The 26,483-nt window shown below is 43.3% G+C and carries 23 protein-coding genes and 1 other RNA gene; 15 read left to right on the top strand and 9 right to left on the bottom strand.

What is annotated here, in order from left to right:
• The first annotated feature begins 407 nt into the window (after window positions 1–407).
• From JMX95_RS04895 to adk, 6 genes are all read left to right on the top strand, one after another.
• Window positions 408–1,742: a hypothetical protein gene (locus JMX95_RS04895; protein ID WP_201560158.1), complete on the top strand. Its 1,335-nt coding sequence runs from the start codon at window positions 408–410 to the stop codon at window positions 1,740–1,742.
• 252 nt (window positions 1,743–1,994) lie between these two features.
• Window positions 1,995–4,025, top strand: coding sequence for a heme lyase CcmF/NrfE family subunit (locus tag JMX95_RS04890; protein ID WP_055123789.1), 2,031 nt, complete (start codon window positions 1,995–1,997; stop codon window positions 4,023–4,025).
• 1 nt (window position 4,026) lies between these two features.
• Window positions 4,027–4,686, top strand: coding sequence for a DsbE family thiol:disulfide interchange protein (locus tag JMX95_RS04885; protein ID WP_201560157.1), 660 nt, complete (start codon window positions 4,027–4,029; stop codon window positions 4,684–4,686).
• Window positions 4,687–4,751: 65 nt separating this feature from the next.
• Window positions 4,752–5,246: a cytochrome c-type biogenesis protein gene (locus JMX95_RS04880; protein ID WP_413786817.1), complete on the top strand. Its 495-nt coding sequence runs from the start codon at window positions 4,752–4,754 to the stop codon at window positions 5,244–5,246.
• Window positions 5,243–6,523, top strand: a complete 1,281-nt coding sequence (ccmI, locus tag JMX95_RS04875; RefSeq protein ID WP_201560155.1) for a c-type cytochrome biogenesis protein CcmI — start codon at window positions 5,243–5,245, stop codon at window positions 6,521–6,523. The genes JMX95_RS04880 and ccmI overlap by 4 nt, the downstream gene beginning before the upstream one ends.
• A gap of 220 nt (window positions 6,524–6,743) precedes the next feature.
• Window positions 6,744–7,400, top strand: a complete 657-nt coding sequence (gene adk, locus JMX95_RS04870) for an adenylate kinase (protein ID WP_055123793.1) — start codon at window positions 6,744–6,746, stop codon at window positions 7,398–7,400.
• Between the two features lie 241 nt (window positions 7,401–7,641).
• On the opposite strand, the gene secB is transcribed toward adk, so the two are convergent.
• From secB to rsgA, 4 genes are all read right to left on the bottom strand, one after another.
• Window positions 7,642–8,094 (bottom strand): protein-export chaperone SecB, encoded by a 453-nt coding sequence (gene secB, locus JMX95_RS04865; protein ID WP_045446997.1) that lies wholly within the window; start codon window positions 8,092–8,094, stop codon window positions 7,642–7,644.
• Between the two features lie 168 nt (window positions 8,095–8,262).
• On the bottom strand, window positions 8,263–8,526 hold the full coding sequence (gene grxC, locus JMX95_RS04860) for a glutaredoxin 3 (protein WP_045446994.1): 264 nt from the start codon (window positions 8,524–8,526) through the stop codon (window positions 8,263–8,265).
• Window positions 8,527–8,843: 317 nt separating this feature from the next.
• Window positions 8,844–9,299, bottom strand: a complete 456-nt coding sequence (locus tag JMX95_RS04855) for a rhodanese-like domain-containing protein (protein ID WP_045446990.1) — start codon at window positions 9,297–9,299, stop codon at window positions 8,844–8,846.
• Between the two features lie 194 nt (window positions 9,300–9,493).
• Entirely contained in the window at window positions 9,494–10,597 is a 1,104-nt protein-coding gene (gene rsgA / locus JMX95_RS04850) for a ribosome small subunit-dependent GTPase A (RefSeq protein WP_201560154.1), read from the bottom strand.
• Window positions 10,598–10,817: 220 nt separating this feature from the next.
• Between rsgA and orn the strand changes: the two genes are divergently transcribed.
• Window positions 10,818–11,405 carry an oligoribonuclease gene (gene orn / locus JMX95_RS04845; protein WP_045446983.1) on the top strand — a complete coding sequence of 196 codons (588 nt, stop codon included), beginning with the start codon at window positions 10,818–10,820 and terminating at the stop codon, window positions 11,403–11,405.
• A 132-nt stretch (window positions 11,406–11,537) separates the two neighbouring features.
• On the opposite strand, the gene JMX95_RS04840 is transcribed toward orn, so the two are convergent.
• Window positions 11,538–12,392 (bottom strand): UDP-2,3-diacylglucosamine diphosphatase, encoded by an 855-nt coding sequence (locus JMX95_RS04840; RefSeq protein WP_201560153.1) that lies wholly within the window; start codon window positions 12,390–12,392, stop codon window positions 11,538–11,540.
• A gap of 101 nt (window positions 12,393–12,493) precedes the next feature.
• Window positions 12,494–13,009, bottom strand: a complete 516-nt coding sequence (locus JMX95_RS04835) for a peptidylprolyl isomerase (protein ID WP_201560152.1) — start codon at window positions 13,007–13,009, stop codon at window positions 12,494–12,496.
• Window positions 13,010–13,282: 273 nt separating this feature from the next.
• Between JMX95_RS04835 and JMX95_RS04830 the strand changes: the two genes are divergently transcribed.
• The 5 genes from JMX95_RS04830 (at window position 13,283) to JMX95_RS04810 (ending at window position 18,984) form a co-directional block, all read left to right on the top strand.
• Window positions 13,283–15,022, top strand: coding sequence for a glutamine--tRNA ligase/YqeY domain fusion protein (locus JMX95_RS04830; protein WP_201560151.1), 1,740 nt, complete (start codon window positions 13,283–13,285; stop codon window positions 15,020–15,022).
• A gap of 146 nt (window positions 15,023–15,168) precedes the next feature.
• Window positions 15,169–15,930, top strand: coding sequence for a phospholipase D family protein (locus JMX95_RS04825; protein ID WP_201560150.1), 762 nt, complete (start codon window positions 15,169–15,171; stop codon window positions 15,928–15,930).
• Window positions 15,931–16,170: 240 nt separating this feature from the next.
• Complete coding sequence (locus tag JMX95_RS04820; RefSeq protein WP_045446971.1) at window positions 16,171–16,809, top strand: peroxiredoxin; 639 nt, start codon at window positions 16,171–16,173, stop codon at window positions 16,807–16,809.
• A gap of 237 nt (window positions 16,810–17,046) precedes the next feature.
• Complete coding sequence (locus JMX95_RS04815) at window positions 17,047–17,709, top strand: glutathione S-transferase family protein (RefSeq protein WP_201560149.1); 663 nt, start codon at window positions 17,047–17,049, stop codon at window positions 17,707–17,709.
• A 294-nt stretch (window positions 17,710–18,003) separates the two neighbouring features.
• Window positions 18,004–18,984 carry an META domain-containing protein gene (locus JMX95_RS04810; protein WP_201560148.1) on the top strand — a complete coding sequence of 327 codons (981 nt, stop codon included), beginning with the start codon at window positions 18,004–18,006 and terminating at the stop codon, window positions 18,982–18,984.
• Window positions 18,985–19,114: 130 nt separating this feature from the next.
• On the opposite strand, the gene ruvC is transcribed toward JMX95_RS04810, so the two are convergent.
• Window positions 19,115–19,699, bottom strand: coding sequence for a crossover junction endodeoxyribonuclease RuvC (ruvC, locus tag JMX95_RS04805; RefSeq protein ID WP_045446965.1), 585 nt, complete (start codon window positions 19,697–19,699; stop codon window positions 19,115–19,117).
• A gap of 259 nt (window positions 19,700–19,958) precedes the next feature.
• On the opposite strand from ruvC, the gene JMX95_RS04800 reads away from it, so the two are divergent.
• Window positions 19,959–20,579 (top strand): FxsA family protein, encoded by a 621-nt coding sequence (locus JMX95_RS04800; protein WP_201560147.1) that lies wholly within the window; start codon window positions 19,959–19,961, stop codon window positions 20,577–20,579.
• A 133-nt stretch (window positions 20,580–20,712) separates the two neighbouring features.
• On the opposite strand, the gene ssrS is transcribed toward JMX95_RS04800, so the two are convergent.
• Window positions 20,713–20,908, bottom strand: a non-coding RNA gene (gene ssrS, locus JMX95_RS04795) — 6S RNA.
• A gap of 260 nt (window positions 20,909–21,168) precedes the next feature.
• Between ssrS and gpmI the strand changes: the two genes are divergently transcribed.
• On the top strand, window positions 21,169–22,827 hold the full coding sequence (gene gpmI, locus JMX95_RS04790) for a 2,3-bisphosphoglycerate-independent phosphoglycerate mutase (protein ID WP_201554382.1): 1,659 nt from the start codon (window positions 21,169–21,171) through the stop codon (window positions 22,825–22,827).
• Between the two features lie 351 nt (window positions 22,828–23,178).
• Window positions 23,179–24,681 (top strand): S41 family peptidase, encoded by a 1,503-nt coding sequence (locus JMX95_RS04785; protein ID WP_201560146.1) that lies wholly within the window; start codon window positions 23,179–23,181, stop codon window positions 24,679–24,681.
• 78 nt (window positions 24,682–24,759) lie between these two features.
• Here JMX95_RS04785 and JMX95_RS04780 read toward each other — a convergent pair whose 3' ends face one another.
• Window positions 24,760–26,475 (bottom strand): sigma 54-interacting transcriptional regulator, encoded by a 1,716-nt coding sequence (locus JMX95_RS04780; protein ID WP_201560145.1) that lies wholly within the window; start codon window positions 26,473–26,475, stop codon window positions 24,760–24,762.
• Between the last annotated feature and the right edge of the window lie 8 nt (window positions 26,476–26,483).

Below are 26,483 nucleotides of genomic sequence, written 5' to 3'. Positions count from 1 at the left end.
CGGCGAGCATAAAGGATAATAATAAGAATTTCAATTACATGGACTGATATGAGTTGAAATAATAATCCCTCAATCTATATACAGCGATGTGCGGTCATACAATCACAAATTATAACAGAACAAATGAGCCGCCGCAGTACACCGCCATTTATTTTGTGGTCGTTATTATCTAAAGCGCCTGTAGATGATATTCATATTGTTACTATCGAAAGTAATAGTAAAACGTGTCATCCCTAGTCACAACTTACCTAGGCTCGACGTGTGCTAATGAATGGCAAGTATGCTAAAATCAGGCGATTTATTTGATAATAATTATCATGGGCAGAGCGGCTTTTTGTTAAGCGTTCTAATTTGCTAATCCTTTTTAATTAGCGACGACAATTAACCTGTCAGGGGCAAGATAAGTCATGGATGCAACTTCATTGTGGCAGACAATAGCTGAACACCCAGAGTTTTTTGCCATGCTGACTATTCCGCCTGTGACAGCATTTGTCACATGGATACACGTGTGGATGGCGCTTAAAATGCTGTTCTATCCGATTAAGTTTCGGGGTATTCGTATTCCAAACTTCCCGTTTTTTGGGTTGCCGGGTATTGGCTGGCAAGGTATCGTCCCACGAAAGGCTGGCAAGATATCAGGCGTTATCGTGGATCAAACGCTGTCAAAGCTGGGCTCGCTTGATGAGTTTTTTCAGGCGATGGAACCTGAGCAGATGGCGGTATTTATCACGGATACCGTGGACAAAAACCTTGAAGCATTGATTGATGAAATCATGTTGGATCATTCGCCAGCGCTGTGGGGTAATCTGCCTTATGCGTTGAAGCGCCGTGTCTACGCTCAAGCGCATCAAGAGCTGCCCAATATCATGCAGTCTTTGGTGACTGACTTGACCCATAACGTCGAAGACTTGGTTGATATGCGCAAAATGATTGTTAACACGATGGAAAGTGATCGTCGTTTAATGGTCAATATGTTTTTGAAGGTTGGTCAAAAAGAGATCGATTTTATTTGGCATATCAGTGCTTTGATTGGTTTGGTCTTCGGTATTATCCAAATGTTTATATTTTTGGTGGTGCCGCAGCATTGGACAGTGCCGTTTTTTGCCGCGATTTGGGGCTTTCTTACCAATTGGATTGCTATTTGGATGGTGTTTAATCCTGTAGAGCCGCGATTTATTCCTTATGTGAAATTTTTTGCCGTCCAGAGTCGCTTTCCCTTTATTAGACTGCAATTACCACATATCGCCCAGTATCGTTTGCAAGGCGGTTTTATGAAACGCCAAGAGGAAGTTTCTGAGGTTTTTGCTGAGATTGTCGTAAAAGATTTGGTGACGCTTGAGAACATCATGAATGAGATGATGTATGGCGACCGTGCTGCGCAAACGCGTGAGTTGATGAAGTCGCATTTATATAAAGTGCTAGAGTCGCCAGTGATTAGTACGACACTGCGTCTAGGCTTGGGTCGCCGCGAATATGGACAGCTAAAAAACACCATCATTGATAAGTCGATTGTTGCGACAATGGTGCCATTGCGAGATCCTGAGCTCAATGAAAGCCGTGCCAGTAAAATATTTGGGCTGTTTCGTGACCGTATTCGCGCGCTGACGCCAGATGAGTTTCAGAACTTATTACGTCCCGCTTTTCGTGAAGATGAGATGACGTTAATCGTGTTGGGTGGTTTGACAGGGTTTTTAGCAGGCTGGTTGCATCTGGTCTTAGTGTTTTTTCCTGCGATTCAGTAATGACGCATTTTTTATGTCTTTATACACATCGCATACAGAGTGGATACAGAAACGTGACAAGTTGACGCTAATGTACCTTGCTGTAAGCGCCCTCAGCTGCAATGGCTAATGGCGCTTTTATAATAAATAATACTAATAAAGACCAGCAGTATAAATACTCGTAGTAACGATTACTGGATACTTTCGAATATCCTAAAAAACCAATCCCTAAAATAAACAATGACCGTATTAAGGTAAACAAGGTTAGACCGTATGTTAATCACAGAATTGGGTTATTTTGCCTTGCTAGCCGCCTTTATATTGGCGATTTTGCAGGTGGTATTACCAACCGTCGGTATCATGCGTGACCACGTTGCGTGGCAGCGTTTGGCACCAAGTCTGGCGTGGGCACAATTTGCTGCCATGATCACATCATTTGCCGCGCTGATGGCAGGCTTTTATTACAATGACTTCAGCCTCGTCTATGTCACTCAGCATTCTAATACGCTGTTGCCTTGGTATTATAAGCTGTCGGCAACTTGGGGTGGTCACGAGGGTTCATTGCTGCTTTGGATGACCATCATGGCTACTTGGTGTGCACTGGTCTCTTACTTTAGCCGTGGCTTGCCACTGTCTATGCGTGCGCGAGTGTTGGTAATTTTGGCTGGCGTGCAGATGATGATGCTAGCGATGCTGATTTTTACCTCGTCGCCATTTGATCGTACATTGCCAAACTTGCCTGTTGATGGTGCGGATCTAAATCCTGTGCTACAAGATTTCGGTTTGATTATTCACCCACCGATGCTGTATATGGGCTATGTGGGTTTGGTCGTGCCGTTTGCCTTTTGTATGGCGGCATTGTGGGAAGGTCGTTTAGATGCAGTGTGGACACGCTGGTCGCGTCCGTGGGCATTGGCGGCTTGGGGTTTTTTGACCGTTGGTATCGCGCTTGGCTCATGGTGGGCCTATTATGAGCTTGGCTGGGGTGGTTGGTGGTTCTGGGATCCAGTAGAGAACGCTTCATTGATGCCATGGCTGGCTGGTACAGCGCTGCTACATTCGCTTGCCGTCACAGAAAAACGTGGTGTCTTTAAAGCATGGACGATTATGCTGGCGATTTTTGCTTTCGCACTCAGTCTATTGGGCACCTTTCTCGTGCGTTCTGGCGTTATTACCTCGGTGCATTCGTTTGCCGCTGACCCAACGCGTGGTCTGGTCATTCTAGTTATTCTCGGTGTGATCATCGGCGGTGGCTTGTTGATGTTTGCGGTACGTGGTTGGCGTTTAACGGTCGAAAGTCAATATCAACTGATCTCACGCGAGTCATTTTTAGTCATTAACAACGTTATTATTTTGATTTCGACTTTGGTCGTACTACTCGGCACGCTCTATCCTATTATTGCTGACTCCTTTAATTTAGGTCAGGTGTCTGTCGGCCCTCCTTACTTTAATGCGCTATTTGTACCGCTAACGTGGCTGATATTAGTGGCAATGGGTATGGGCTCGAACATTCGCTGGAAAAAAGACAGCCGTCCGCTATTGGGCGCTGGTATGGTCATTGCCGCCAGTAGTTTAGTGCTTGCGGCAGTTATCACGTATTTTGTGAGCCCGTCTGCGATGCTTAATATTGGCGTTACCTTGGCGGTCAGTTTTTGGGTACTGCTATGGATGGTGGTTGATTTCAAAGACAAAACCAAAAACGCACCCAATTTTGTTAAAGGGTTACGCCAGTTACGTCTGAGCTATTGGGGTCAACAGACCGCTCATATCGGCGTCATTATTGCCGTCATCGGCGTCGCATTTACCAGTACGTTAAGTATTGAACGTGATGTCGCGCTTGGACCAAACGATAGTGTTCATGTCCAAGGCTATGACTTTACCGTTAAAGGCTTTCGTGAAGTCAAAGGCAGTAATTTTGATGCCACCCAAGCTGAGGTTGAAATCAGCAAAGATGGCCGTGCTGTGACCACTCTGTATCCTGAAAAACGTAATTACATCATTAGTATGATGCCAGTCACAGAAGCCGCGATTGATGCTAGCCTCATGCGTGATGTTTATGTGGCACTGGGCGAACCTATCGCCGAAGATAGCAACGAATGGGCAGTACGTATTTATGTGAAACCGCTTATCCGCTGGATATGGCTAGGCGCTCTGATTATGGCTTTTGGTGCAGTACTGAGTATTCTTGATCATCGCTATCGTATTAAGAAAACCAAGACACCTGCACAAATTGCGGCGAATAAAGCAGGCTTTACCACCGTCGCCGATTTGGATGCGTCAGCATTAAAGACAGGGGATAATTAATATGAGCACATCAAACCAATCCCCTGAGAAAAATGCAAAGCAAGATAAGGTAGGTGGCACGAAAACCATGAATAAAAAGCAACTTAAGCTATGGTTTTTGATTCCACTGATCGTTTTCATTGGCTTAATCATCATGCTATATCTGCGTTTGGGTAAGCCGACGGATATCGTTACCAATACGGCACTTGAGCGCCCAGTGCCCGCTTTTGAGCTGCCGTTATTATCAGATACCAGTCGTATCATGACCAATGAGAATCTGCCTGATAAGCCCTTTTTGATGAACATTTGGGGCTCTTGGTGCCCAACTTGTATTATTGAGCATCCTTTTCTTATGCAACTAGAGGAGCGCGGTGTCAATCTGGTCGGGGTCAACTATAAAGATGATATTGGTGATGCTCTAGGCTACTTAAACCGAGGTGGCGATCCGTTCTCAATGTCCATTCAGGATTTATCTGGTCAGTTTGCTTTGGACTTAGGTTTGACGGGTGCGCCTGAGACTTTCGTAGTCGATGGTAATGGTATTATTCGTCAGCACATCATTGGTGAGATCAATGAAAGCAACTGGCAAAGTCGTATTACGCCTTGCTTGATGGTGCTCAATGAAGCCAATAATAATGACGTCAGTCCAGATCCGACTCAGGTTGCGGAGGCGTGTAAATGATAGCCAAAAAAATAACAGCCGTTACGTTAAAAGTCTCGAGCTTATTAATAGCTTGTCTAATAAGTATGGCAAGCTATGCTGCTATTGAGGTCTATGACTTTGATTCTGTGCAGCAAGAAGCCCAATATCGTGGTCTCATCGAAGAGCTGCGTTGCCCAAAATGTCAAAACCAAAATCTTGCAGGATCGGATGCGCCCATTGCTCAAGATCTAAAGCAAAAAACCTATGATTTGATAAAAGATGGTCGTAGTGATGGCGAGATTCGTGCTTATATGCAGGAACGTTATGGCGATTTCATCACTTATAAGCCGCCTGTCCGTCCATCAACGTGGATTTTGTGGTTTTTTCCGCCACTATTACTCATCAGTTTACTCATAGGCTGGTTCTGGCAAAGCAAACGACGTCAGCTTGTCGCTAGTGGTGAAAGCGGGGTAACGGTCAATAGTACGGCTGCTGCTCTATCTGCGGCCGAAAAAGCCGAGATTGATCGTCTGTTATCACGTGCTTCGAGCGATGAAAAAAACGACCATGATATTACAAGCCTCAAGGACAAAAAATGACCATATTCTCTACTGTGGGCTTATTTATTGCTCTAAGCTTACTCATCGCCCTAATACTCGCTGTTATTACTATCATGCCTTGGCTGCGAGCATCACGCTCGCCAGAAAAGCCTATGGACAATCAGCTTTTGGATATCAACGTTGCTGTGTTCCGTGAGCGTCTAGCAGAACTAAAAACAGATAAAGACAATGGCACTATCGATGACAGCCATTACCAGAACCAAAAACTGGAGCTTGAACGCCAGTTATTGGATGCTCAGCGTGAAGTCACACCGATGGTCGCGCCTGGCATCAAAAGCCGATTGATTATTACTGTCTGGGTGCCTGTCTTGGCAGCGATGGCGTATTTGATGGTCGGCGATCGTACGCCTGTGTTCGAGCTTTGGGCAGCTGAAGACAAAGTGGGTCAAGTGGCTGATGACTTATTAACGGGTAAGATTGATCAGCCGCCTGCTTGGGCGATTGAAGATGGTCAACAGCTGATTAGTGCCATGCAAACCAATGTCTATCGTCATGCTGATGATCCAGATCGCTGGATGCGTTTATCAGAATTATTCTTATCATTAGAAGCCACTGACTCCGCAATTGAAGCCTTGTCGCGTGCTTATCGTTTGTCACCAGACAATGAAGAGATTGCAACCACCTATGCACAGATTAGCTTCTTTGCCAATAAAGGCCAATTAGACGCTAATAGTCGCCGAGTGCTACAAGACGTGTTGGCTAAAAATCCAGAGCATGAGGGCGCGCAAATGCTCATGGCAATGGGTGAGGCACGGAGTAGTAATTTCGATCAAGCACAAGGCTGGATTAAGCGTCTACGTGAAAGTATTGCGGCTAAACCTGGTGATCATACCAAAGCATTGGCGAGTCTAGATGAGCTAAGTGCTAATGTCACCGCTCAGCAACAGCAAGCCTCTGAAGGTGTTGAAGTGACTGTTACGATTAATGCTAGCCTGCTGCCGTTAGTTAAAGCCGACGATGTGTTGTTTGTCGCCATACGTGATGTCAATGGTGGACCACCATTTGCTGCCAAACGTTTGCCTATCAGTGTTATCAAGCAAGGTGAAGCCAGCATTAGCCTAAGCGATTTGGATGCCATGATGCCTGAACGTACTTTGAAATCGGCGAGAGCGGATAAAGTTCAGTTGGCTGTCATCGCTCGTATCAGCCATAGTGGTACTGCCAGTGCAGAGTCAGGGGATTTGTCAGGTAATCCTGTGGTGATTGGTGCGGAACAAAATCAGGTCAATGTTGAAATCAATCAACAAATTCCATAGTATTTATATCTGTTGTTGTCAGCACCTCTGACGTAAGCGCTGTTGTCCGATACAGCAGCGCGCAACAGCATTATATGAACAGATAAGTCATGACAACTTATCACTGCAAATAATGAAAATACTTGAGCTTTGCCAAGCCACAAGGTAAGGTAGCTTGGCAAACAACCAATCCCTGAGTTTTATTAGTCCCAAAATCCTATCTATTAAGGAGAATCGTGTAATGATGCGTATTATTTTGCTAGGTCCACCAGGCGCCGGTAAAGGTACCCAAGCCCAGTTTATTTCTAAAGAATATGATATCCCGCAGATCTCAACTGGCGATATGCTGCGTGCAGCAATCAAAGAAGGCAGCGAGCTTGGCAAAAAAGCCAAAGACATCATGAATGCTGGTGGTTTGGTTTCTGATGACCTCATTATTAACCTAGTGAAAGAACGTATCGCTAAGCCTGATTGTGCCAATGGTTGTATTTTGGATGGTTTTCCGCGTACGATTCCACAGGCTCAAGCACTTGCAGATGCTGACGTTGCTATCGATCATGTAATCGAAATCAGCGTGCCGGATGACGAGATTGTCAAGCGCTTATCTGGTCGTCGCCAACATCCTGGTTCAGGTCGCGTTTATCACGTTGATCACAATCCACCCAAGGTTGAGGGTATCGACGATGTGACAGGTGAAGCGCTAATCCAGCGTGAAGATGATAAAGAATCTACCATTCGTGATCGTCTAGCGACTTATCATGAGCAAACATCAGCGCTTGTTGGTTTTTATCAAGATAAGGCCAAAGAAGGTGCCGATGCCCCTAATTATGATAAGTTTGATGGCACGCAAGGCATCGATGATGTTAAACAACAAATCTTGTCAGCGTTAAAAGGCTAATCATCGATTTTAAATAATTGATGACGTGATTGAAGACCCTGTTTATTAGCAGGGTTTTTTTATGTCTGACGGTTTTAACTATCTGTCTTACAATATTACTAAGCAGAACTCTCATTGCTCAACGATTTTTTTGAGTAAGCGCTTAAATAGCATTCACAAAAAAACCGTTCACTCGTAATGAGTAAGCGGCTTTTTTATCAAACTATACTGCGAATAAAGCTAGCACATTTTTGCTTAAAACTTATGCATTACCTTCAGCATCAACTTGTGCTTGTTGCTGGCTTTGTGCGTAAGCTTGATCAAAGTTCACAGGGGCTAGCAATAACTGCGGGAAGCTACCACGCGTTACGATGTCGCTGATGACTTCACGAGCATACGGGAACAAAACGTTCGGGCAGTATGCACCTAAGATTTGACCGATTTGGTCTTCTGGGATGTCTTTCAATAAGAAAATACCTGCTTGATGCACTTCAGCGATAAATGCCGCTTCTTCCGCATTTTTTGCTGTAACGCTCACCGTTAAGATGACTTGATAATGATCGTCATCCAGTTTTTCAGCGTTGCTAGACAAATTGATATCAAGCTCTGGGTTCCACTCTTTGGTGAACACACTAGCGCCTGGGACTTCAAGTGACATGTCTTTTACGTAGATACGCTCTAGTGCTAATTGTGGTTGTGCTTGTTCTTCAGCCATGATAAATCCTCTAAAAGTTAATCAAATAGTTGGACAAACTGTCATTTTAATAAAAGTTCATTGTAATATAAATCGAGACAAAATCTGGATGTTTTTATTACTCTCTTTTATCTTTGCCGCTGTCTATCATTGCACAGGCAAAGACAGACAGCAACGAAAAGTAGCAGATTAACCTGCTAATAGCTCGTCAAGTTTGCCTTGTTGGTTCATTTGATTGAGCTCATCAAAACCACCGACAAAGGTCTCGCCGACGAAAATTTGTGGCACAGTGCGATAGTTATTGGTTTTTTTCATTAATTCTTGACGCTCTTCGCGGCTCATATCGTGCATGCCAATTTCTTCGTAGTCAACGCCTTTAGTTTTTAAGAGTTGTTTGGCGTTTGAGCAATATGGGCAGATAGGCGTCGTATAAACTTTAACAGCGACAGTCATGGTAAATCCTTATTTATAAGTTTAGAAGGTAATCGTTTTATTATAAAAAGTATTATAAATAATTATTTGATAAAAATTCTTATAATCCGTTACCAGCAAGTAAATTGAAGATAGATTCAGTAATGCTCGTTATTAAAGTGGGGATGAGCAGAGCAAATTCAAGATGTTTGAGTATAAAAGCGCTGACAGTAGCACAAATGCCACAAACAAAAAAACACCTATCGATAAGGTGTCTTTTTTATTTGTGAATATTCAACGCCCCTCAATCATATGTCAATTGATACGGGCTAAATATTTTTAAACAGCAGTATAGCGGACTACTTATGTAGACTTGGTTTGGCTTTGCCTTTATTTTTAGGCTTTGCATCTTTTAACCCAACCAATGGCATGCCCGCTGCTTGCCAGCCGCCGATACCACCTTCTAAGCGATAGACACTGTCCTTGCCGATCATCTGAATCGCCGCGCCTGCTTGCACACCCATATCACAAATGATAATCACTGGCTGCTCAATTGCACGGATTTCTTCTAAGCGGTCTTTAAGCTCGGTGAACGGTATGTTACGGCTGCCTTGGATGTAACCAGTCTCAAACTTCTTTTTGGCACGAATATCGATTAGCTGCGCGTTTTGCGAGTTAACCATCATACCTAAGGTATTGGGCGATATTTTTCTGCCACTACGTTTGTTTTCAATCGTAAAAAATAGCACGGCAAGTACGGCTAATATACCAAATAAAAACGGGTGGTTGCCCACAAATTCCAGCGCACGATCCAAACCATACCTCCAAAAAAATAAGTGTTCGGTTAAGCTGAGAAGACAGCCTAACGATACTGAACAAGGCGCTATTATACCGATTAGACCATCCATAGTAAACGGGCGATGGTCAACCAAGCGATTAACGACCCATAAGGCAGCGATTACGATTAATAAGGCGGATACTAATACTGCCAATATTAATACTGCCCGTATTAATAGGGCTTAGTATCTGCCTCTTCTCTTAGGGTAACGAGGTTTTCCACACGGCGCTGCAATACCACGCCGTCAGCAACCGCTTGCCATAGTGCGCAGCCTTTGCTGTTGTGAGTATGACGACAATCACGGAACTGACAGTTGCCAGATAACGGTGCAAGCTCTACAAATCCTGAAATGATATCATCGGGTGTGAGATGCCAAATGCCGTACTCGCGGATACCTGGGGTATCGACGATACCGCCTTGGGTCAAGTCAGCTGGATTAAATGGTAATAAGCGACTGGTGGTGGTGGTGTGTTGACCAAGTTTTGAGTTATCAGAGATGATATTGACGCTTTGTGCCGATTCAGGTAGTAGTGCATTGATTAAACTGCTTTTACCGACACCAGATTGCCCCGCAAAAATAACCAGTTTTTTATCGATATAACGTTTTAATTCATTCAGCCCTTCTTGCTCATCGCTATCCGCGACGTTTTCAGGGCAGTCGACTGAGGTGAGAACGCTCTCATAACCGAGAGAAGCATATTGTGCCAGTAATTCTTTGGTATCGACGCCGTTTTCTTCTGCCAATAAATCGGCTTTATTAAGCACCAACAGCGGCTTTACGCCAGCATGATGACAGACGACCAAATAACGATCGATGAGGGTTGGCGCGGCAGCAGGTAGCGGCGCGAAGACAATGGCTAAAATATCGACATTGGCGGCGACAGGTTTAAGTTTATGATAACGATCAGGACGCGAGACCAGAGAGGTACGCGGCTTGACCGATTCAATACGTCCAAAGCCAGTATTAGGGTCAGCACTCCAGCGTACTTGGTCACCAGCGGCTAGCATCGGTAAATTGGTACGCACATGACAACGCCAAATATCGCCTAATGCCAGCTCTTGCCAAAACGGTTCAGGATCATCGGGTGCAATCTCCGGCTGCACAGGTATCACCGCAGGCAAGCTGGTCACTTGTACTTCCAACTGCTTGCCATAATGCGCCATGACCACGCCATCCATCAAACTGTCATCGATGCTGTCTTGACTTGCCAGCTGTTGTTTGTCGATGCGACGAATCTGTTGCTTAGTCAGTTTGCGTTGCCGAATTAATGCCATGGGTTTTGAACCTATTAAAAAAATATTGCTAAGTGTAGCGTGAAAGTTTGATAACATACAGCCTAAAGCGCCTGCTGCAGACAGAGATTTTGTAACGTTTTAAGGGTTATAAATCAGTAGATGCAACGTTTTGCTACTTAGCGATGAACATTGACAGGCGATTTATTTAATTAATATTGCTCCAAAGTTGTTCTAAACTTTATTGACCATAGGATATTTTATGAGTACCGGTGACCACCCCAACAAGATTAAAATCAGAAACCAAGGCAAAAAAGGGCTGGTATGGATTGACCTAGAAATGACCGGACTGGATACCTTGAATGACGAGATTATCGAGATTGCTACCGTTGTCACTGATGAAGATTTGAATGTCCTTGCCGAAGGGCCAGTGTTCGCTATAAAAGTATCGGATCAAACGTTGAATAAAATGGATGATTGGAATACCAAGCAGCATGGTCAGTCAGGATTGGTCGACCGTGTCCGCCGTAGTACCGTGACATTGGCAGAGGCCGAAGCTGAGACGATTAAGTTTCTCAATAAATGGGTCGATAGTGGTAAGTCGCCAATGTGCGGCAATTCCATCTGTCAAGATCGCCGCTTTATGGCGCGTCAAATGCCGGAATTAGAAAAATTCTTCCATTATCGCAATCTGGATGTCTCGTCAATTAAAGAGCTTTGCTTCCGCTGGCGTCCTGATATTCTCAGAAACTTTGAAAAAGGTGGCAGTCACCTAGCGTTAGATGACATCCGTGATTCTATTCGTGAATTAAAGCATTATCGTCAGCATTTCTTTAAATTAATACCGTAAAGTAAGAGTTGAGCGATCAATAGTTTGACACTTAGATGCGCGTCAATCATGCAGTGTCATTTATATAAAAAAGGTCTGTTGATAATTCAACAGACCTTTTTTATTGTTCAGAGGCGCTCAAAAAAAATGACATTAAATGAGCGATTTAAATTCAATCAATCTAAATTCAGCAGCATTACTATTAAAACTGTCATTTGAGTGCTCGTCGCCTGTGACTGCGCCAATCACCGCACTTACTTTTGGCTGGCGAATATCTTTATCTAATAATCTCCAGTCGCCGAGCACGTAGCGTTTTTTATCATGAGTCGCGTGATGAATAGCTGGACGATGGGTATGACCATGTAGTATAGCATCACTACCAGCCACTGCTTGTATCACAGCATCTTCATTGACATCCATGATATACGCCGCTTTATTGGCATTATTCTGCTGGCTTTTTTGGCGCATTTTATCGGCAATGGTTAAGCGTTTTTCTAACGATTGATTGAGCAAATACCACTGAGTCAAACGATTACGCATGATTTTGCGAAAAAACTGGTACTTTTTATCATCAGTACACAAGGCATCACCGTGCTCTAAGCGATAGCTTTGCTGACCGACAGTTAAAGTATACGGCTCATAAATAAGCTCGCCACCAAATAGATTGCAGAATGGCTGACCTAACAAAAAATCACGATTACCATGCATGACCAAAATCTCGCAACCAGCTACCCGTAGTTTTTTTAATTTAACGATAAGCGGAGTGAGCCAATGACTTTGTCGTTCTTCTTCGGATAAAGACAAATAAAAATCATCACCGAGCCAAACTTCAAACCAATCACCTAAAATAAACAAGCGTTTGAGCGCAGGCAGAGCCAGGCAATCATCAAGCAGCGCCAAAAAAGCCTGCACTAAGGCAGGCTCTTCAGGCGATAAATGCAAATCGCTAATCAATACTTGCCGCACTTCATGAGGGCTGGTGGTAATTAGGTGGTCAAAACTTTGCATTTATCCTTATCCTCGTAATTTTAAACAGTAACGATTCGTAAGCTTTTACTGACTCATCGCTACTGAGTAATAACTATTGAAGAATGATTACTGAGAGACAGTTATTTAGTAATAATAGTCGCTGATTTGATAACTACTGGCTCTTTTGGCACATCAGCATGCATGCCGAAACGACCAGTAGGTACGCCGCGCATTTTTTCAATCACGTCCATACCGCTTGTTACTTTACCAAATACGGTGTAGCCCCAACCTTGCATGTTTCTGCCAGAATGGTTTAGGAAATCGTTGTCTTTTACGTTAACGAAAAACTGGCTGGTTGCTGAATGCGGATCTTGCGTACGTGCCATTGCAATCGTACCAGCGTCGTTTTTTAGACCGTTGTCTGCTTCGTTTTCAACTGGAGCATTGGTCGCTTTTTCATTCATTTCAGCGTCCATTCCACCGCCTTGAATCATAAAGCCGTCAATGATGCGATGGAAAATCGTACCGTCATAATGACCAGATTTTACATAGTTTAAAAAGTTTTCAACGGTTTTTGGTGCTTTTTCTTCATTGAGTTCGATAACGATCGCACCCATATTGGTGTCTAGTTCTACTACTGGTGGCATGTCTACCATGTGATATTCCTCTTTGATTGCAGCGCCTAAAATGACGCTGTTAAGTGGTGGCTAAAAAGTTGGTGGTTAAAAAGTTAGGGCTAGTCTAACGGCTTTTTTATCTCGTGTCATGTATCAGGCTGTTAATGCGTTCGCAAAAGCTGATAGAATAACGCAACTTTAGCTTTTTATTATCATTTTTAATAACTTGTTTTTAATGATTTGGTTTGAATTTTCCATGCTGCGTGATGGCACGTAGCATGAACTGACAATTTGCGTTAGGAGCAATGCCCGATGAGTGAGCACTCAAGCAACAATGCACAAAAAGACGAACAAAAAAACGATTTTATTCGCAATATCATTCGTGACGATGTCAAGGCGCAAAAATACCCACAAATCGTGACGCGTTTTCCGCCAGAGCCAAACGGCTACTTGCACTTGGGGCACGTAAAATCTATCTGCCTAAACTTTGGCGTGGCCGAAGAGTTTGGTGGTGTTTGTAACCTACGTTTTGATGACACCAATCCAACCGCAGAAAAGCAAGACTTCATCGACAACATCGAGAACGATGTGAAATGGCTTGGATTTGAGTGGGCAGGAGAGGCGCATCATGCGTCAGGTTACTTTGACCAGTTGTATGCATGGGCTGTGCAGTTGATTGAGCAGGGCGATGCCTATGTAGACTTACAGTCGCCTGAACAAATTAAAGAAAACCGTGGCTCATTCAATGAGGCAGGCACAGCATCACCACATCGTTCTGCCAGTGTTGAAGAAAACTTGACCCTCTTTAATGACATGAAAGAAGGCAAGTTTGCGGAAGGAAAAGCGGTGTTGCGCGCCAAGATTGATATGGCAAGCCCAAACATGAATATGCGTGACCCTGTCATTTACCGCGTCATGCATCAAGCGCATCATCAAACAGGCGATAAATGGTGCATCTATCCGATGTACGATTTTGCCCATCCGCTCTCTGATGCACTCGAAGGCATTACCCATTCATTGTGTACGCTGGAGTTTGAAGATCATCGTCCATTTTATGATTGGGTCATTGACAAAATTGGCTTTGATGTACCACCGCACCAGTATGAATTTAGCCGCTTAAATGTCGATCATACCTTGACCAGCAAGCGTAAGCTTAAACAGTTGGTTGACGAAAATATCGTTAGTGGTTGGGATGATCCGCGTATGCCGACGATCGCTGGCATGCGTCGCCGTGGTTATACACCAGAGGGATTACGTGATTTTTGTGAGCGTGTTGGTGTAACCAAAGTAGACAGCGTCGTTGACTTTCGCTTATTAGAATTTAGCATTCGTCAATCATTAGAGACGACCACAGGTCGTGGTATGGCGGTACTTAAGCCATTAAAAGTGACCATTACCAACTTTGCTGAAGCGGTCAGCAGTTGGGAGTCGCAAAAGGCTGATAGCGTTAATGCGCGTTGGGACGATGATGCACAGACTTTATGGCTCACGCAGCCAAATCATCCTAATGTCGATATGGGCGAGCGTGAAATTCCTTTCACTGAGACCATCTATATCGATCAAGGCGATTACGAGATTGAGCCGCCAGCAGGGTATAAGCGTCTATCGCCAGAAAAGCCAGAAATCCGCTTGCGTAATACCTATGTATTGGCAGTGACTGAGCACATTACGGATGAAGCGGGCAATGTGGTCGAACTAAAAGCGACGATTGATCCGGCGACTTTGGGTCAAAATCCTGAAGGTCGTAAGGTTAAAGGCGTGATTCATTGGGTATCAGCTAGCCAAGGCATCCCAGCAACGGTGCGCATGTATGAGCAGTTATTTAGTGTCGAAGACCCAAGTGGCGTCGCTGACGTCCATCAAGCATTAAATCCTAACTCGTTGACTGAACTCAATGCCGTGGTTGAACCGTCATTGGTGAATGCGGACGCTGGCACACGCTTCCAGTTCGAGCGTGAAGGTTACTTTATCTCTGATAGCGAAGACCATAGCACTGACAAACCAGTCTTTAACCAAATCGTCAGCTTGCGTGACAGCTATAAGCCAGCTTAATTTATCACTATTAACGGCATTAGTGCTTATTTGAAAAACTACTGAACAATAGTGGTTTGCAAGCTTGCCCATTTCTAGTACGCTAGGGATGGGCTTTTTTGTGCATGATTATAAAGTGATTGATCGTAAGATTTGAGGAAATAATAATGGCAAAATTTTTAAACAGCAGTGGCACGACTTACCATTTAGAAGAATTGATTAAAAATGCGTCTGATAGGTTGATTATCATCAGTCCCTATTTAAAGCTGAATGAGCGTATTAAAGAGTTGCTAGAAGATCGTAATCGTCTCAAAATTGATATTAGAATCGTTTATGGCAAGAATGATTTGCACCCAGAAGAAATAAACTGGCTCAAAAATCTGACTTTTATTCGTACCAGTTTTTGTAAAAATTTGCATGCTAAGTGTTATCTGAATGAAAACGAATGCATTATTACCAGTTTGAACCTTTATGAATTTAGCCAAGTCAATAATAATGAAATGGGCGTGCTGATTTATCGTAATGAAGATGCCAAACTATATGCCGATACTTATGAGGAGGCACAGCGCATTATTCGTATCAGCGATGAAGTGCGCATGTCGCTTGAAAAAGTGACTGAATCTGATGGTAGGACTGATAATACTGCTACTGCCAGTCATACAATGCCCAGCAATAATGCTAATACAACGGTCGCACCTACTACTACAGAAGCGGCAACGCCTAATTACTCTAAATTAACGACTGCGAAGCTTGCCAAAGAGCTGGGTTTTAAGACCCAAGAGTTAAATGATAAGTTGCTTGCAGCGGGATATTTACAAGAGCAAGAAGGACAGCTTACATTAACAGATGCTGGGCGTGCAGCAGGTGGTACCAGTAAAAAAGGTAAATTCGGTGATTTTTGTTTGTGGGATTCTGGAATGGTGGTTTGATTCATTCGCTAAGTGTATGCTAAGTTACCTAGTAATAAACAGAATAACCGTATTACAATCCTTCACAAGACAGTCATAACCAGTTTGCTAAGATAAAATAGGATTTTTACTGACGTGCTTTGAGTTATTGTGTAATATCTGACAGGGCACGTTGATAATAAAAAGTACGTTGATAATAATAGAGCACGCGAATATCTTTGGATATTAGTGCTCATCACTAACATAGCTAAGGAATTAAGCATGGCACATTTACGTTTAGGCGATACCGCACCGAATTTTGACGCTGCAACCACAGAGGGTAATATCAATTTCCACGAGTGGGCAGGCGATAATTGGGTCGTTTTTTTCTCTCATCCAGCTGATTTCACGCCAGTATGTACTACTGAGCTTGGTCGTGCTGCGGCACTGAATGGTGAATTTCAAAAGCGTGGTGTTAAGCCAATCTGCATCTCTGTTGATGGTATCGATGACCATCATGCGTGGGCAAAAGACATTGGTGAGACTCAAGGTACTGAGCTAAATTTTCCAATCATTGCTGATCCGAATAAAGAAGTCGCTGAGCTATATGACATGATGCATCCAAATGCAGATAGCACGCATACGGTACGCAGTGTCTTCATTATTGATCCAAATAAAAAAATCCGCTTAACGCTGACTTATCCTGCGAGCTGTGGTCGTAATTTTGATGAGATTATCCGTGTCATTGATGCTCTGCAACTGTCTGATGAATATAATATTGCGACGCCAGTTGACTGGAAAGACGGTGATGACGTCATCATTCCACCAAGTGTCAAAAACGAAGATATCGCGGCTAAATACCCTAAAGGTTATACAGAAATTAAGCCTTATTTACGTACCACGCCTGCACCCAATAAATAAGTAGTATGATTGGATGAATGAAATGAAGCCTCATGACGTAACGTTGTGGGGCTTTTTGTTGTTTAGTCTCTGATCAAAAAAGCAAGCCTAATAAGGCTTTGCTATGATGAGCAGAGTAGGATATAACTGTTGTATAAAGGATGGCCAGTCTTTATCATCTATCATCAACAGCGTAATAACCATAATAAAACCAGATAGCGTTGAGTCGCTTTTGTCTAATCTTACAAGGAATTTGCCATGAAAAAACTATACGTCACCCGTACTGCGCCCAATCCACGTAAAGCTCTTATTTTGTTAGCATCAAAAGGCATCGATGTCGATGATATGGATGATGTAGACGTGATTGACATTGATTTTGCGGCCAATGAGCAAATGTCAGACGAGTTCACCAAAATAAATCCAATGCAGACCGTGCCAGTTCTAACACTAGGTGATGGCACAGTGCTCAATGATTCGCAGGCTGTATGTGAGTATCTCGACCGTGTCTATGGTGAGCGTTCGGTGATGGGTAATGATGTGATACAACGTGCGCAAGTATGCGCTATGCGCCGCATTGCTGAGTTTGAGGTATTATATAACTTTATGCTGGCTTTTCAGCACAGTCATCCGTCCAAAGCCCAACGCGTTGAGCAAGTCCCAGAGTTTGTCGCGCCATCTGTTGCACGAGCTGTTAAAGCCCTTGCTTATTTCGAAAATATTTTAGAAGGTCGTGAGTATTTGGTCAGTGAACAATTAAGCTTTGCTGATATCGTCCTATATCTCGGTTTAGATTTTGGTAAAGTCCTTAACGTAAATCCGAACGAGCAGGGCGAAAATCTTGCGCGTTTTTATCAAATGATGAATGAGCGTTTCAGTATTAAAAATATGGCAAAAGCCAAAATTGCTCATACAAACGAGTAATCCTAGCGCGAAAAATTAAAAATGCGACATCATCGATGGTCTTGAATAATTGATGAAATTTTCAATTGTCTGAGACCATTGATTTTTTATGGTACTTGTAAATATTAAAATAGCAGTTACCATGAATCCATAAAAATAAACACTTTGTTACAACCATGGTAATCAACGGCGCTATAGTGGTGAATTGTGACGCTTTAATAAAGTGGATATCATCAGCCCCTTATTGTTAAATATTTAACCTGATTTTTTAAATACTTTGACTTAAAAAAGGGATAACCACAAGGTATGATTGCTATGACCTCATCTGTTAAAAAATGGCCAATTCGATTCACTTTAATACCAAGTTTGTTGGCACTAAGCTTGGCATTAAGTGCTTGCCAAGATGCTTCTTTACCCAATGAAAGTGACGTACAAGTAGGCAATCAGACAAGCGCTGATGCAATAAATGATGATGGCATAGATATGAATGCTGATGCAGTAACGGATGATATTCAGATGGATAAGATGAGCGCTGAAGACAAAATGATTGCCAATCTTTCACGTTATCGTTGGACATTGCTGTCTGTAATAGACAAAGGCGCACAGCCATTAAATATGCTGACGGATATTAAAGACCAAGTGCGTTTGTCTTTTAATCAATACCAAGGTGAGAATACGTTAAGTTATAGCGTTGGTTGTAATACCATGAGCGCCGGCTACCAATTGCAAGGTCATACTTTGACTGTTGAAGAGGGTATGAGTACGAAAATGTCTTGTGGTGAGCTTGATAAGGCTGAAAATAGTTTGAGTCAGCTGATGCAAGGTGAAAGCCAGTTAACATTAATGAAAGCTAACAGTGCCAAAGATGGCGACGCTAAAGACAACAACTCTCAGGATGATAGTCTCAAGAGTGATAAGCCAATATTAACCCAAGTGACCAGTGTCGGAGCAACGTTGATTTGGGAAGGCAGGCTTACCTCACAAGCCAAGTATAATAGTAAAGGTGAGACCGTATTCTGGGCAGTAAGCTCGAAAATGATACCTTGCGCTGATAATGGCTCAGAGATGTGTCTACAAGTGAAACCCATTACCTATGATGACCAAGGTATTAAAACGAGCGAAGGCAAGTGGGCAGTCTTTACGGGTGAAATCGATGGTTATCAGCATGATGGCATGCATGATGAAGTATTACGTCTGCAGCGTTACCCATTAGACAGTGACGATAGCAATAGTACAGAAGGTGAAGAATATGCTTATGTGTTGGATGCAGTGATTGAAAGTGCCGTCGCAGAGTAGTCGATTTAAGTCGTTGCATTTTTATAGTAAAGCGATTTTACAGTAAAACTATAGTATAAATAACTTAGACGGTTTGAAAAACACGCGGCATTCGAACGCGTGTTTTTTTATGCTTGTTTTATAAGTGTTCTTAACGCAAGTTCCCTAGATCTTCTTCTGTCAAACGCCAGCGACCTTTTTTCTTAGACGCACCGCGCCCACGCATGGCGCTGTTTAATATTAATTTATTCATGGAATGGCTTGAATGCGCATGACAGATGGCGCAGGCAAGACCATCGGCGGCATCTTGCTGTGGCACGACATCCAAAGATAGTATGCGGCAGACCATCTCTTGCACTTGCTCTTTTGCCGCTGCACCATAACCGCAAACGGCTTGCTTAATCTGGCGTGCGGTATATTCCGATACTTCTAAATCTAGAGCAACCATGGCGGCAATAGCAGCACCTCGCGCTTGCCCAAGTTTCAACGCTGAGTCTGGATTTTCAGCCATAAACACTTGCTCAATAGCCGTATAGATAGGCTCATCAGCATATTTCAAATGATGCTGGGTAATACGGGTCAAGCCATTAAAAATTCGCTTTAGACGTTCAGGCATCTCTTTGGTGTCTGTACGTATGGTACCTGCATCGATATAGGTGAGTTTGTCGCCTGTTTGCTGCACGATGCCATAACCAGTCATGCGCGAACCAGGATCAATTCCAATAATAATTGCCATAATATTCCATCTTGCTTATATTTTATTTTATATTCAATCCTATATAAATCGGATACAGTATCAGGCTCGTTCAGCCTCCTACTCGTAGAATTTCTACTTACCTGACTTGTATTCAAATCATATTGAACTGACTATATGGCTTAAAAATCAGCCTTAAGTTTGATAGTATAGCAATCAATCCCCATATACATCATATGTTAGCCATCTTAATTTGCATGGCGCTCAATTTATTGGTTTTTATTTTATAGGACGACACTTTATGGGTCAGATAGTTGGTATTGCCATTGTTTGGTTTATTATCGAAATGCTACTTTGGTATTTGCTTGGTCAGTTTATGAGTGGTTGGTGGGTATTTATGTGGTTTATTATCGCTGCAGTCATCGGTATCTCCCTCTTGCGTAAAGGGATGGCTGCCCTCAATCCAATGGCACAGCAGATGAAAGCAGGTGGCATGACGAACCCATCGATGCGTCCGCAAGAATCAACCATGATGAAAAGTGTGGCCATGGCAGCGGCTGGTATTTTGCTACTCATTCCAGGTGTGCTGAGCGATTTGCTCGCATTATTGGTGATATTGCCACCCGTGCAAAAGAAGCTCAAAGACTTTGCTAATAATTATGTCATGAATAATCAGCAAAAAATGATGGAAATGATGGCCAAGCAAATGGGTGGACAGATGGGCGGCGGACAAAATCCGTTTGGTGGCATGGGCGGTCAAAACCCATTCGGCGGCGCAGGTGGTATGAATAATCAGAACCCATTTGGTCAACAACAAAACCCGTTTGGTGATGGGTTTAAACAGCATACAACGATTGATGGGACAGCAAAAACCATTCCCAAGGATGTGAAAAAAATCACCAAATCTGCTAATGATGAATAGTTAAATTAATAGGCAAGCATAAGAAAAGCCCCTTTCATCAATGATAAAAGGGGCTTTTTAATGGTTATTACTAAGTCTTTATGAGTTGATAAGTAAACCTACCGAATATAAATAAAATAATAATTAACCGAATAGAACAACCGAAGTGCCGCTGTAAGATGGTGACCCATGAACCGTGAAGTTCAGGGCGGATGCGTCACTGCCTCTGCAGGTTTCCTGATACACCGCAAGCGGTGCAGGCATACACAATGAAGCAATAGGTACCACATCCTGGTAAAGCATTATCGGCTCAGGGAATAAACATCTACTAGCCAACACTTCAGAATATAATTATCTTAACGAATGGTTTGAATGATTGCAAGTATGATTTACAGATTGATACGTAGATTTAGAGATTGGTATTATTGCTATTAAGTTTTAACTGCCTTTTCTACTGTATAAATGTGCTTTAAATAAGTATGCTTTAACGCTTAAGAGTGGGCGTAAAATGACGATTTTTCAGCTATTTTAAGATGTGTGTTAATATAGAGGGCTTTAAACATCCTAATATAGCATTATAGGCGTTCATTCACTTGAGGAGCGGTAATCCATGACCAATACCCAGCAACAATCAGCATTTATCGATGATAATCAGGCTCAGCTCAATAGTAAGCAGGATGGCGATCAAAATAAGAAAGTGCCGCATGTCTTAATGATATTAGATGGTTTTGGGCATCGTGAAGACGATAAGGATAATGCGATTGCTGCCGCCAATATGCCAAATTTGGATAGGATTTATCAGCAATATCCGCATGGATTGATATCTGCTTCTGGAGAAGATGTTGGTTTGCCAGATGGGCAGTTTGGCAATTCAGAAGTTGGGCACATGAACTTAGGTGCGGGTCGCGTTCTGTATCAAGATTCGACTCGTATCTCAAGTGAAGTAGCCAATCGTGAGTTTTATAAAAACGAAGCCTTAGTCAAGGCGGTTAAAGCCGCGAACGAGTTGGGTGGTAACGTCCATATCATGGGTTTGCTGTCAGATGGTGGTGTACATTCGCATCAAGATCACATCGAAGCAATGTGCCACTCGGCGTTAGTGCACGGCGCCAAAAATGTCTTTGTTCATTGTTTTTTAGACGGACGCGACACCCCACCTAAATCGGCGGATAAGTATATTAATCGTCTGCGGGATCATATCAATAAGCTTAATGCTCATTATGAAGGCGGCCGCGTACAGATTGCCAGTATCATTGGGCGCTATTATGCGATGGATCGTGACAATCGCTGGGATCGTGTGCAAAAAGCCTATGAGCTTATCACTGAAGGTAAAGCCGATCGTCTGTCTACGCGTGCAGATGGCGCAGTACAAGCTGCTTATAAGGCACGCGAGACCGATGAGTTTATTAACCCGACCGTAGTCATTGGCCGTGATGAGGTGCCATATACCGTTGATGACAATGACGCGCTTATCTTTATGAACTTCCGTGCTGACCGTGCCCGTGAGCTGGCGCAAGCTTTTGTCTTGCCAGATCATGAGTTTTCAGGGTTTGCCCGTAATAAGCAGCCAAAACTTGCGGCATTTGTGATGTTGACCAAATATTCTGATGTTTTAGCAGACAATCCAAAAACTAGCGTTGCTTATTATCCTACGTCGTTGACCAATACGCTTGGCGAGTATTTGCAAGACAATGGTAAAACTCAGCTGCGTATCGCTGAAACTGAAAAATACGCACATGTGACGTTTTTCTTTAGCGGTGGTCGTGAAGAAGAGTATGAGGGTGAAACACGTATTCTCGTACCCTCTCCAGATGTGGCGACTTATGATCTGAAACCAGAGATGAGTGCGCCTGAAGTGACTGATAAATTAGTGGCTGCCATCGAATCAGGCAAATATGACGTGTTAATTGTCAATTATGCCAATGGTGATATGGTCGGGCATACAGGGATTTTTGATGCGGCTGTAAAAGCAGTAGAGGCGCTAGATGTCTGTGTTGGCCGTATTGAGTCAGCGGTACGCGCTGCTGGCGGTGATATGCTTATCACAGCAGATCATGGCAACTGTGAGCAGATGCAAGATTACGAAAGCGGTCAAGTACATACTCAACATACCACTGAACATGTGCCACTCATTTATGTGGGTGAGAAAAAGCTACAAGTACGTAGTCGTGGTAAGTTGAGCGATGTCGCACCGACTATTTTGGCGCTGATGGATATTGAGCAGCCTGCTGAAATGACGGGCGAAAGCTTACTGGTTCCAGCGTTGTAAGTCAGGCATTTAATACTATTATATTGACAACTTACTAGCGTTGTTAGAAGTAATAGAAAGAGGAGAGATATTTATTGTCTCTCCTTTTTTTGATCTGTTTTTTAAGAGATATTTGGCTGACTTTATTATCTTTAAATGTTTGGATAGTGAGAAAAATAAGGGTAAGCATGATATTTCGCCTGCTAAACAAACTTGACACCGCTACTCATCATTTGATGAAATCATATCAGTTATCGTGAATGTTACTTGCAATACTCTCCTAGTCTTAGACTGGCTCTTGATGCTATCTTATGAGATAAATATTCATCTATATATCTATAAAAATAATTCTATTATTAAACGAGTTCTCTTATGCGTTCTATTTATTTTATGCGCTTACCAGTGACGAAGCGATTGGGCAAACAAGCAATGAAGGTATTCACTGCGCCGACTATTTTTAAACCTGCATTGATGATAGGTCTGCTTGGGCTCAGCACTGCTAGTATGTACGCACAAGCAGCGAGGTCACCAGCTAATGCGACCATCAATAATCCCACCGCCAGTCTACAACTGATTAGCTTAAATAACGATGAGATAGCCACAGAAGATGACGCTAATAATTTATCAGATGTCGCTGATATGCTTGAGTCGGCCGACCAAGTTGACGACTCGATAGACAGTGTCGCAGATGAGAGTGCCTTGACCGATGATGCGAACGAGATTGATGTCAGTATTCCACCTGAGGTTGCGCAAGTATCATTGAATGCCATTTCTCCAGAAACGCTCAAGACGTTTGTTGCGGTAGTGGATTTGGTACGCCGTGAATATGTAGATGCGGTCAATGATGAAGAGCTGTTCAATAATGCGTTGAGTGGTATGTTGACTAAGCTAGATAGTCATGCTGAATTTTTAGATGCTGAGGCTTATGAAAATCTGCGTGCCTTTACCGAAGGTGATGTGGGTGATGTGGGTATCAAAGTCAATTATCAGCCTACAGATGGCTATTGGGTGATTACAGAGGTTATTGATGCATCGCCTGCAGATAAAAAGGGCATTGCGGTTGGCGATTATTTACATCAAGTCGGTGATTTCAAGCTTGATGAAGATAAAGAAAGTAACGATATTGAGCAGCTTTTGACAGGGATTGCGGGGACGCAAGTAGATGTTGTCACCTCAAAAGCTGGTCGCCGCAAACATACCACGACCTTGCAGCGTAATAACAGTCACCCTCAAACGGTCGAGGCAAGTCTCATTGACGGTGTTGCTGTTATTAAGTTACCTGCCTTTCAAAATAATAGCCGTGAAAAACTATTGGAAGGCTTGATAGATCTAGACGCACCTATCACAGGTATCTTGCTAGATATGCGTGATAATCCAGGCGGGGTGCTAACGTCGGCGGTGAGCGTAGCCAGTTTGTTTATGAGCGACACTGATGTGGTACAAGTAAAGGGTCGTCAAAGTGATACGCGTACGCTATCCACTCAAGGTCTAGCGATACTTGAATCATTGCCAGTGGTGGTGTTGCAAAATCGCTATTCTGCGTCAGCGGCAGAGGTGCTGGCCAGTAGCTTACAAGCACAAAAACGTGCCACAATCGTTGGTGAAGTTAGCTATGGTAAAGGGTCTGTACAGTCGGTCATCCCACTGAATGATGAGCAGGCTGTCAAACTAACCGTCGCCAACTACATGACAGCGTCAGGCAATAAGATCGATGGAATCGGTGTAGAGCCTGATATGACCTTGTCAGGAAGTGAAAGTACATGGGAGCAGCAAGCGCTCGCTTTACTAAAAACAAAAGCACTTGATTCGGGTATTCGTTTTGTCCGAAAACCCGCCAAAGTCGATCAAGCGGTGGCAGGCGATAGGGTTCAGTAAGGCTCGCTTAAAGACAGGCTATCGCGATGTATTAACGTTAAAATATCATCATTTATCGTTATTCAAAAATGGCGAATGCTATGGCTCGAATTGATCCTCAGCTATCTCTAGTTTTTTCATGCGATAGCGTAACGAACGAAAAGTGGTGCCTAATAGTTCAGCTGCTTGCGTTTTATTCCAAGCCGTTTGTTTTAGCGCGGTAATAATCAACTGTTTTTCTTGTTCTTGTAGGTAGTGTTCTAAACCTTGAGAGGGTAACTGACCATCCTTTAATTTGCTTAGAATTGCTTTTTCATCACTTTCTTGCAGAATAGATCGATTAGTGATAGATTCTTCGTGATTGTGACGGGCTGTATGGTTGGGGTTTTCTGCATGATGGCTTTCTGAACGCTGTATCATAGAAGGGTAGTGCTGAGCGTTAGTACGATAAGGGTGCAAGTTGGTCGTCACTTGCTTGACCTGTGGTGCTATAGTCTCATCCATAGATTGAATGACTTTTTCTCTATTTTCTATCGATTGAGCGACCATTTGGTTGCTTGTTTGACGCTCAGAATGTTGAGTATTATTGACAACCGCTGGCTCACTCTTCTGATCTTGAGAGACTGCGCGGTGATGGGTTATATCAATATCAGGCAAACCCAAGTGGCTGATGTCAATGTGCTGTGTCTCTGCTAGGGTTACTGCACGTTCAAGGACGTTACGCAGTTCACGAACGTTGCCCGCAAAGTTATGATCTTGCAAACGCTCGCATGCCTCAACAGTGAGTATCGGTGGGTTCTCTAACTGCCATTCATCAGCAATTAATGTTAAAAAGTGCTTGGCTAATACAGGGATATCGTCACGACGTGCATTGAGCGTCGGCAGTTTTAACTCAATCACATTGATACGGTAGTACAAATCTTGTCGAAACGCACCGTCTTGTACCAATTGGTTTAGGTTTTTGTGGGTGGCGGACAAGATACGAATATCTACGGGAACCTCTTTGGTATCACCAATGGCTCTCACCGTTTTTTCTTGAATGGCGCGCAGTAGTTTTACCTGCATGGCTAAAGGCAAATCAGCCACTTCGTCTAAAAATAACGTGCCGCCATTGGCTTGCTGAAACAGCCCTTGCTTGTCAGCGACAGCTCCTGTAAAGCTGCCTTTTTTATGACCAAAAAACTCTGATTCCATCAGCTCTGATGGTATCGCCCCACAGTTTACTGGTACAAAGCTACCATCACGGCGTGGGCTTAAATCATGAATCAATCGGGCAACCACTTCTTTACCAGTACCCGAAGCGCCTGACAAAAATACAGGTGCTTGTGAGCGTGCCAATTTTAAAATAGTATTTTTCAGTGGGTGCATCACCGCAGAATCACCAATGAGTCTACTGTCCAACAGTTTTTGTTCAGGTGAGCATTCGGCTGTGGCTTTTGCTTCATTGTCTTGATGAATAACTTTTAAAGCATTTTCCACCAGTTGACGTAGGCGCGGTAACTCAAGAGGTTTATTCACAAAGTCGAAAGCACCAAGTTTCAAGGCTTCAATGGCAAGATCCATACTGCCGTGAGCAGTAATCACGGCAATGGGCGTACTAGAGCTATTACTGATTTCTTTTACTAACTCTAGTCCTGACCCATCAGGCAGCTTTAAATCGGTCAGGCAAAAATCGTAATCATTGTCTTGCCAGTATGATCTTGCTTGTGACAGAGTATATGCTACATCACTTTTAATGCCCATTTTGGTCAAAGTAATTTGCATCAATCGGCACAGATCCACTTCGTCATCAACGACTAGCGCGGTTGTTGTCATACATCATC

Origin of the sequence: Psychrobacter sp. NC44 (genome assembly GCF_904846655.1) — a bacterium.
Lineage (GTDB): Bacteria > Pseudomonadota > Gammaproteobacteria > Pseudomonadales > Moraxellaceae > Psychrobacter.
Note: the sequence above shows the minus strand (reverse complement) of the source record. Positions and strands in the feature narration are given on the sequence as shown.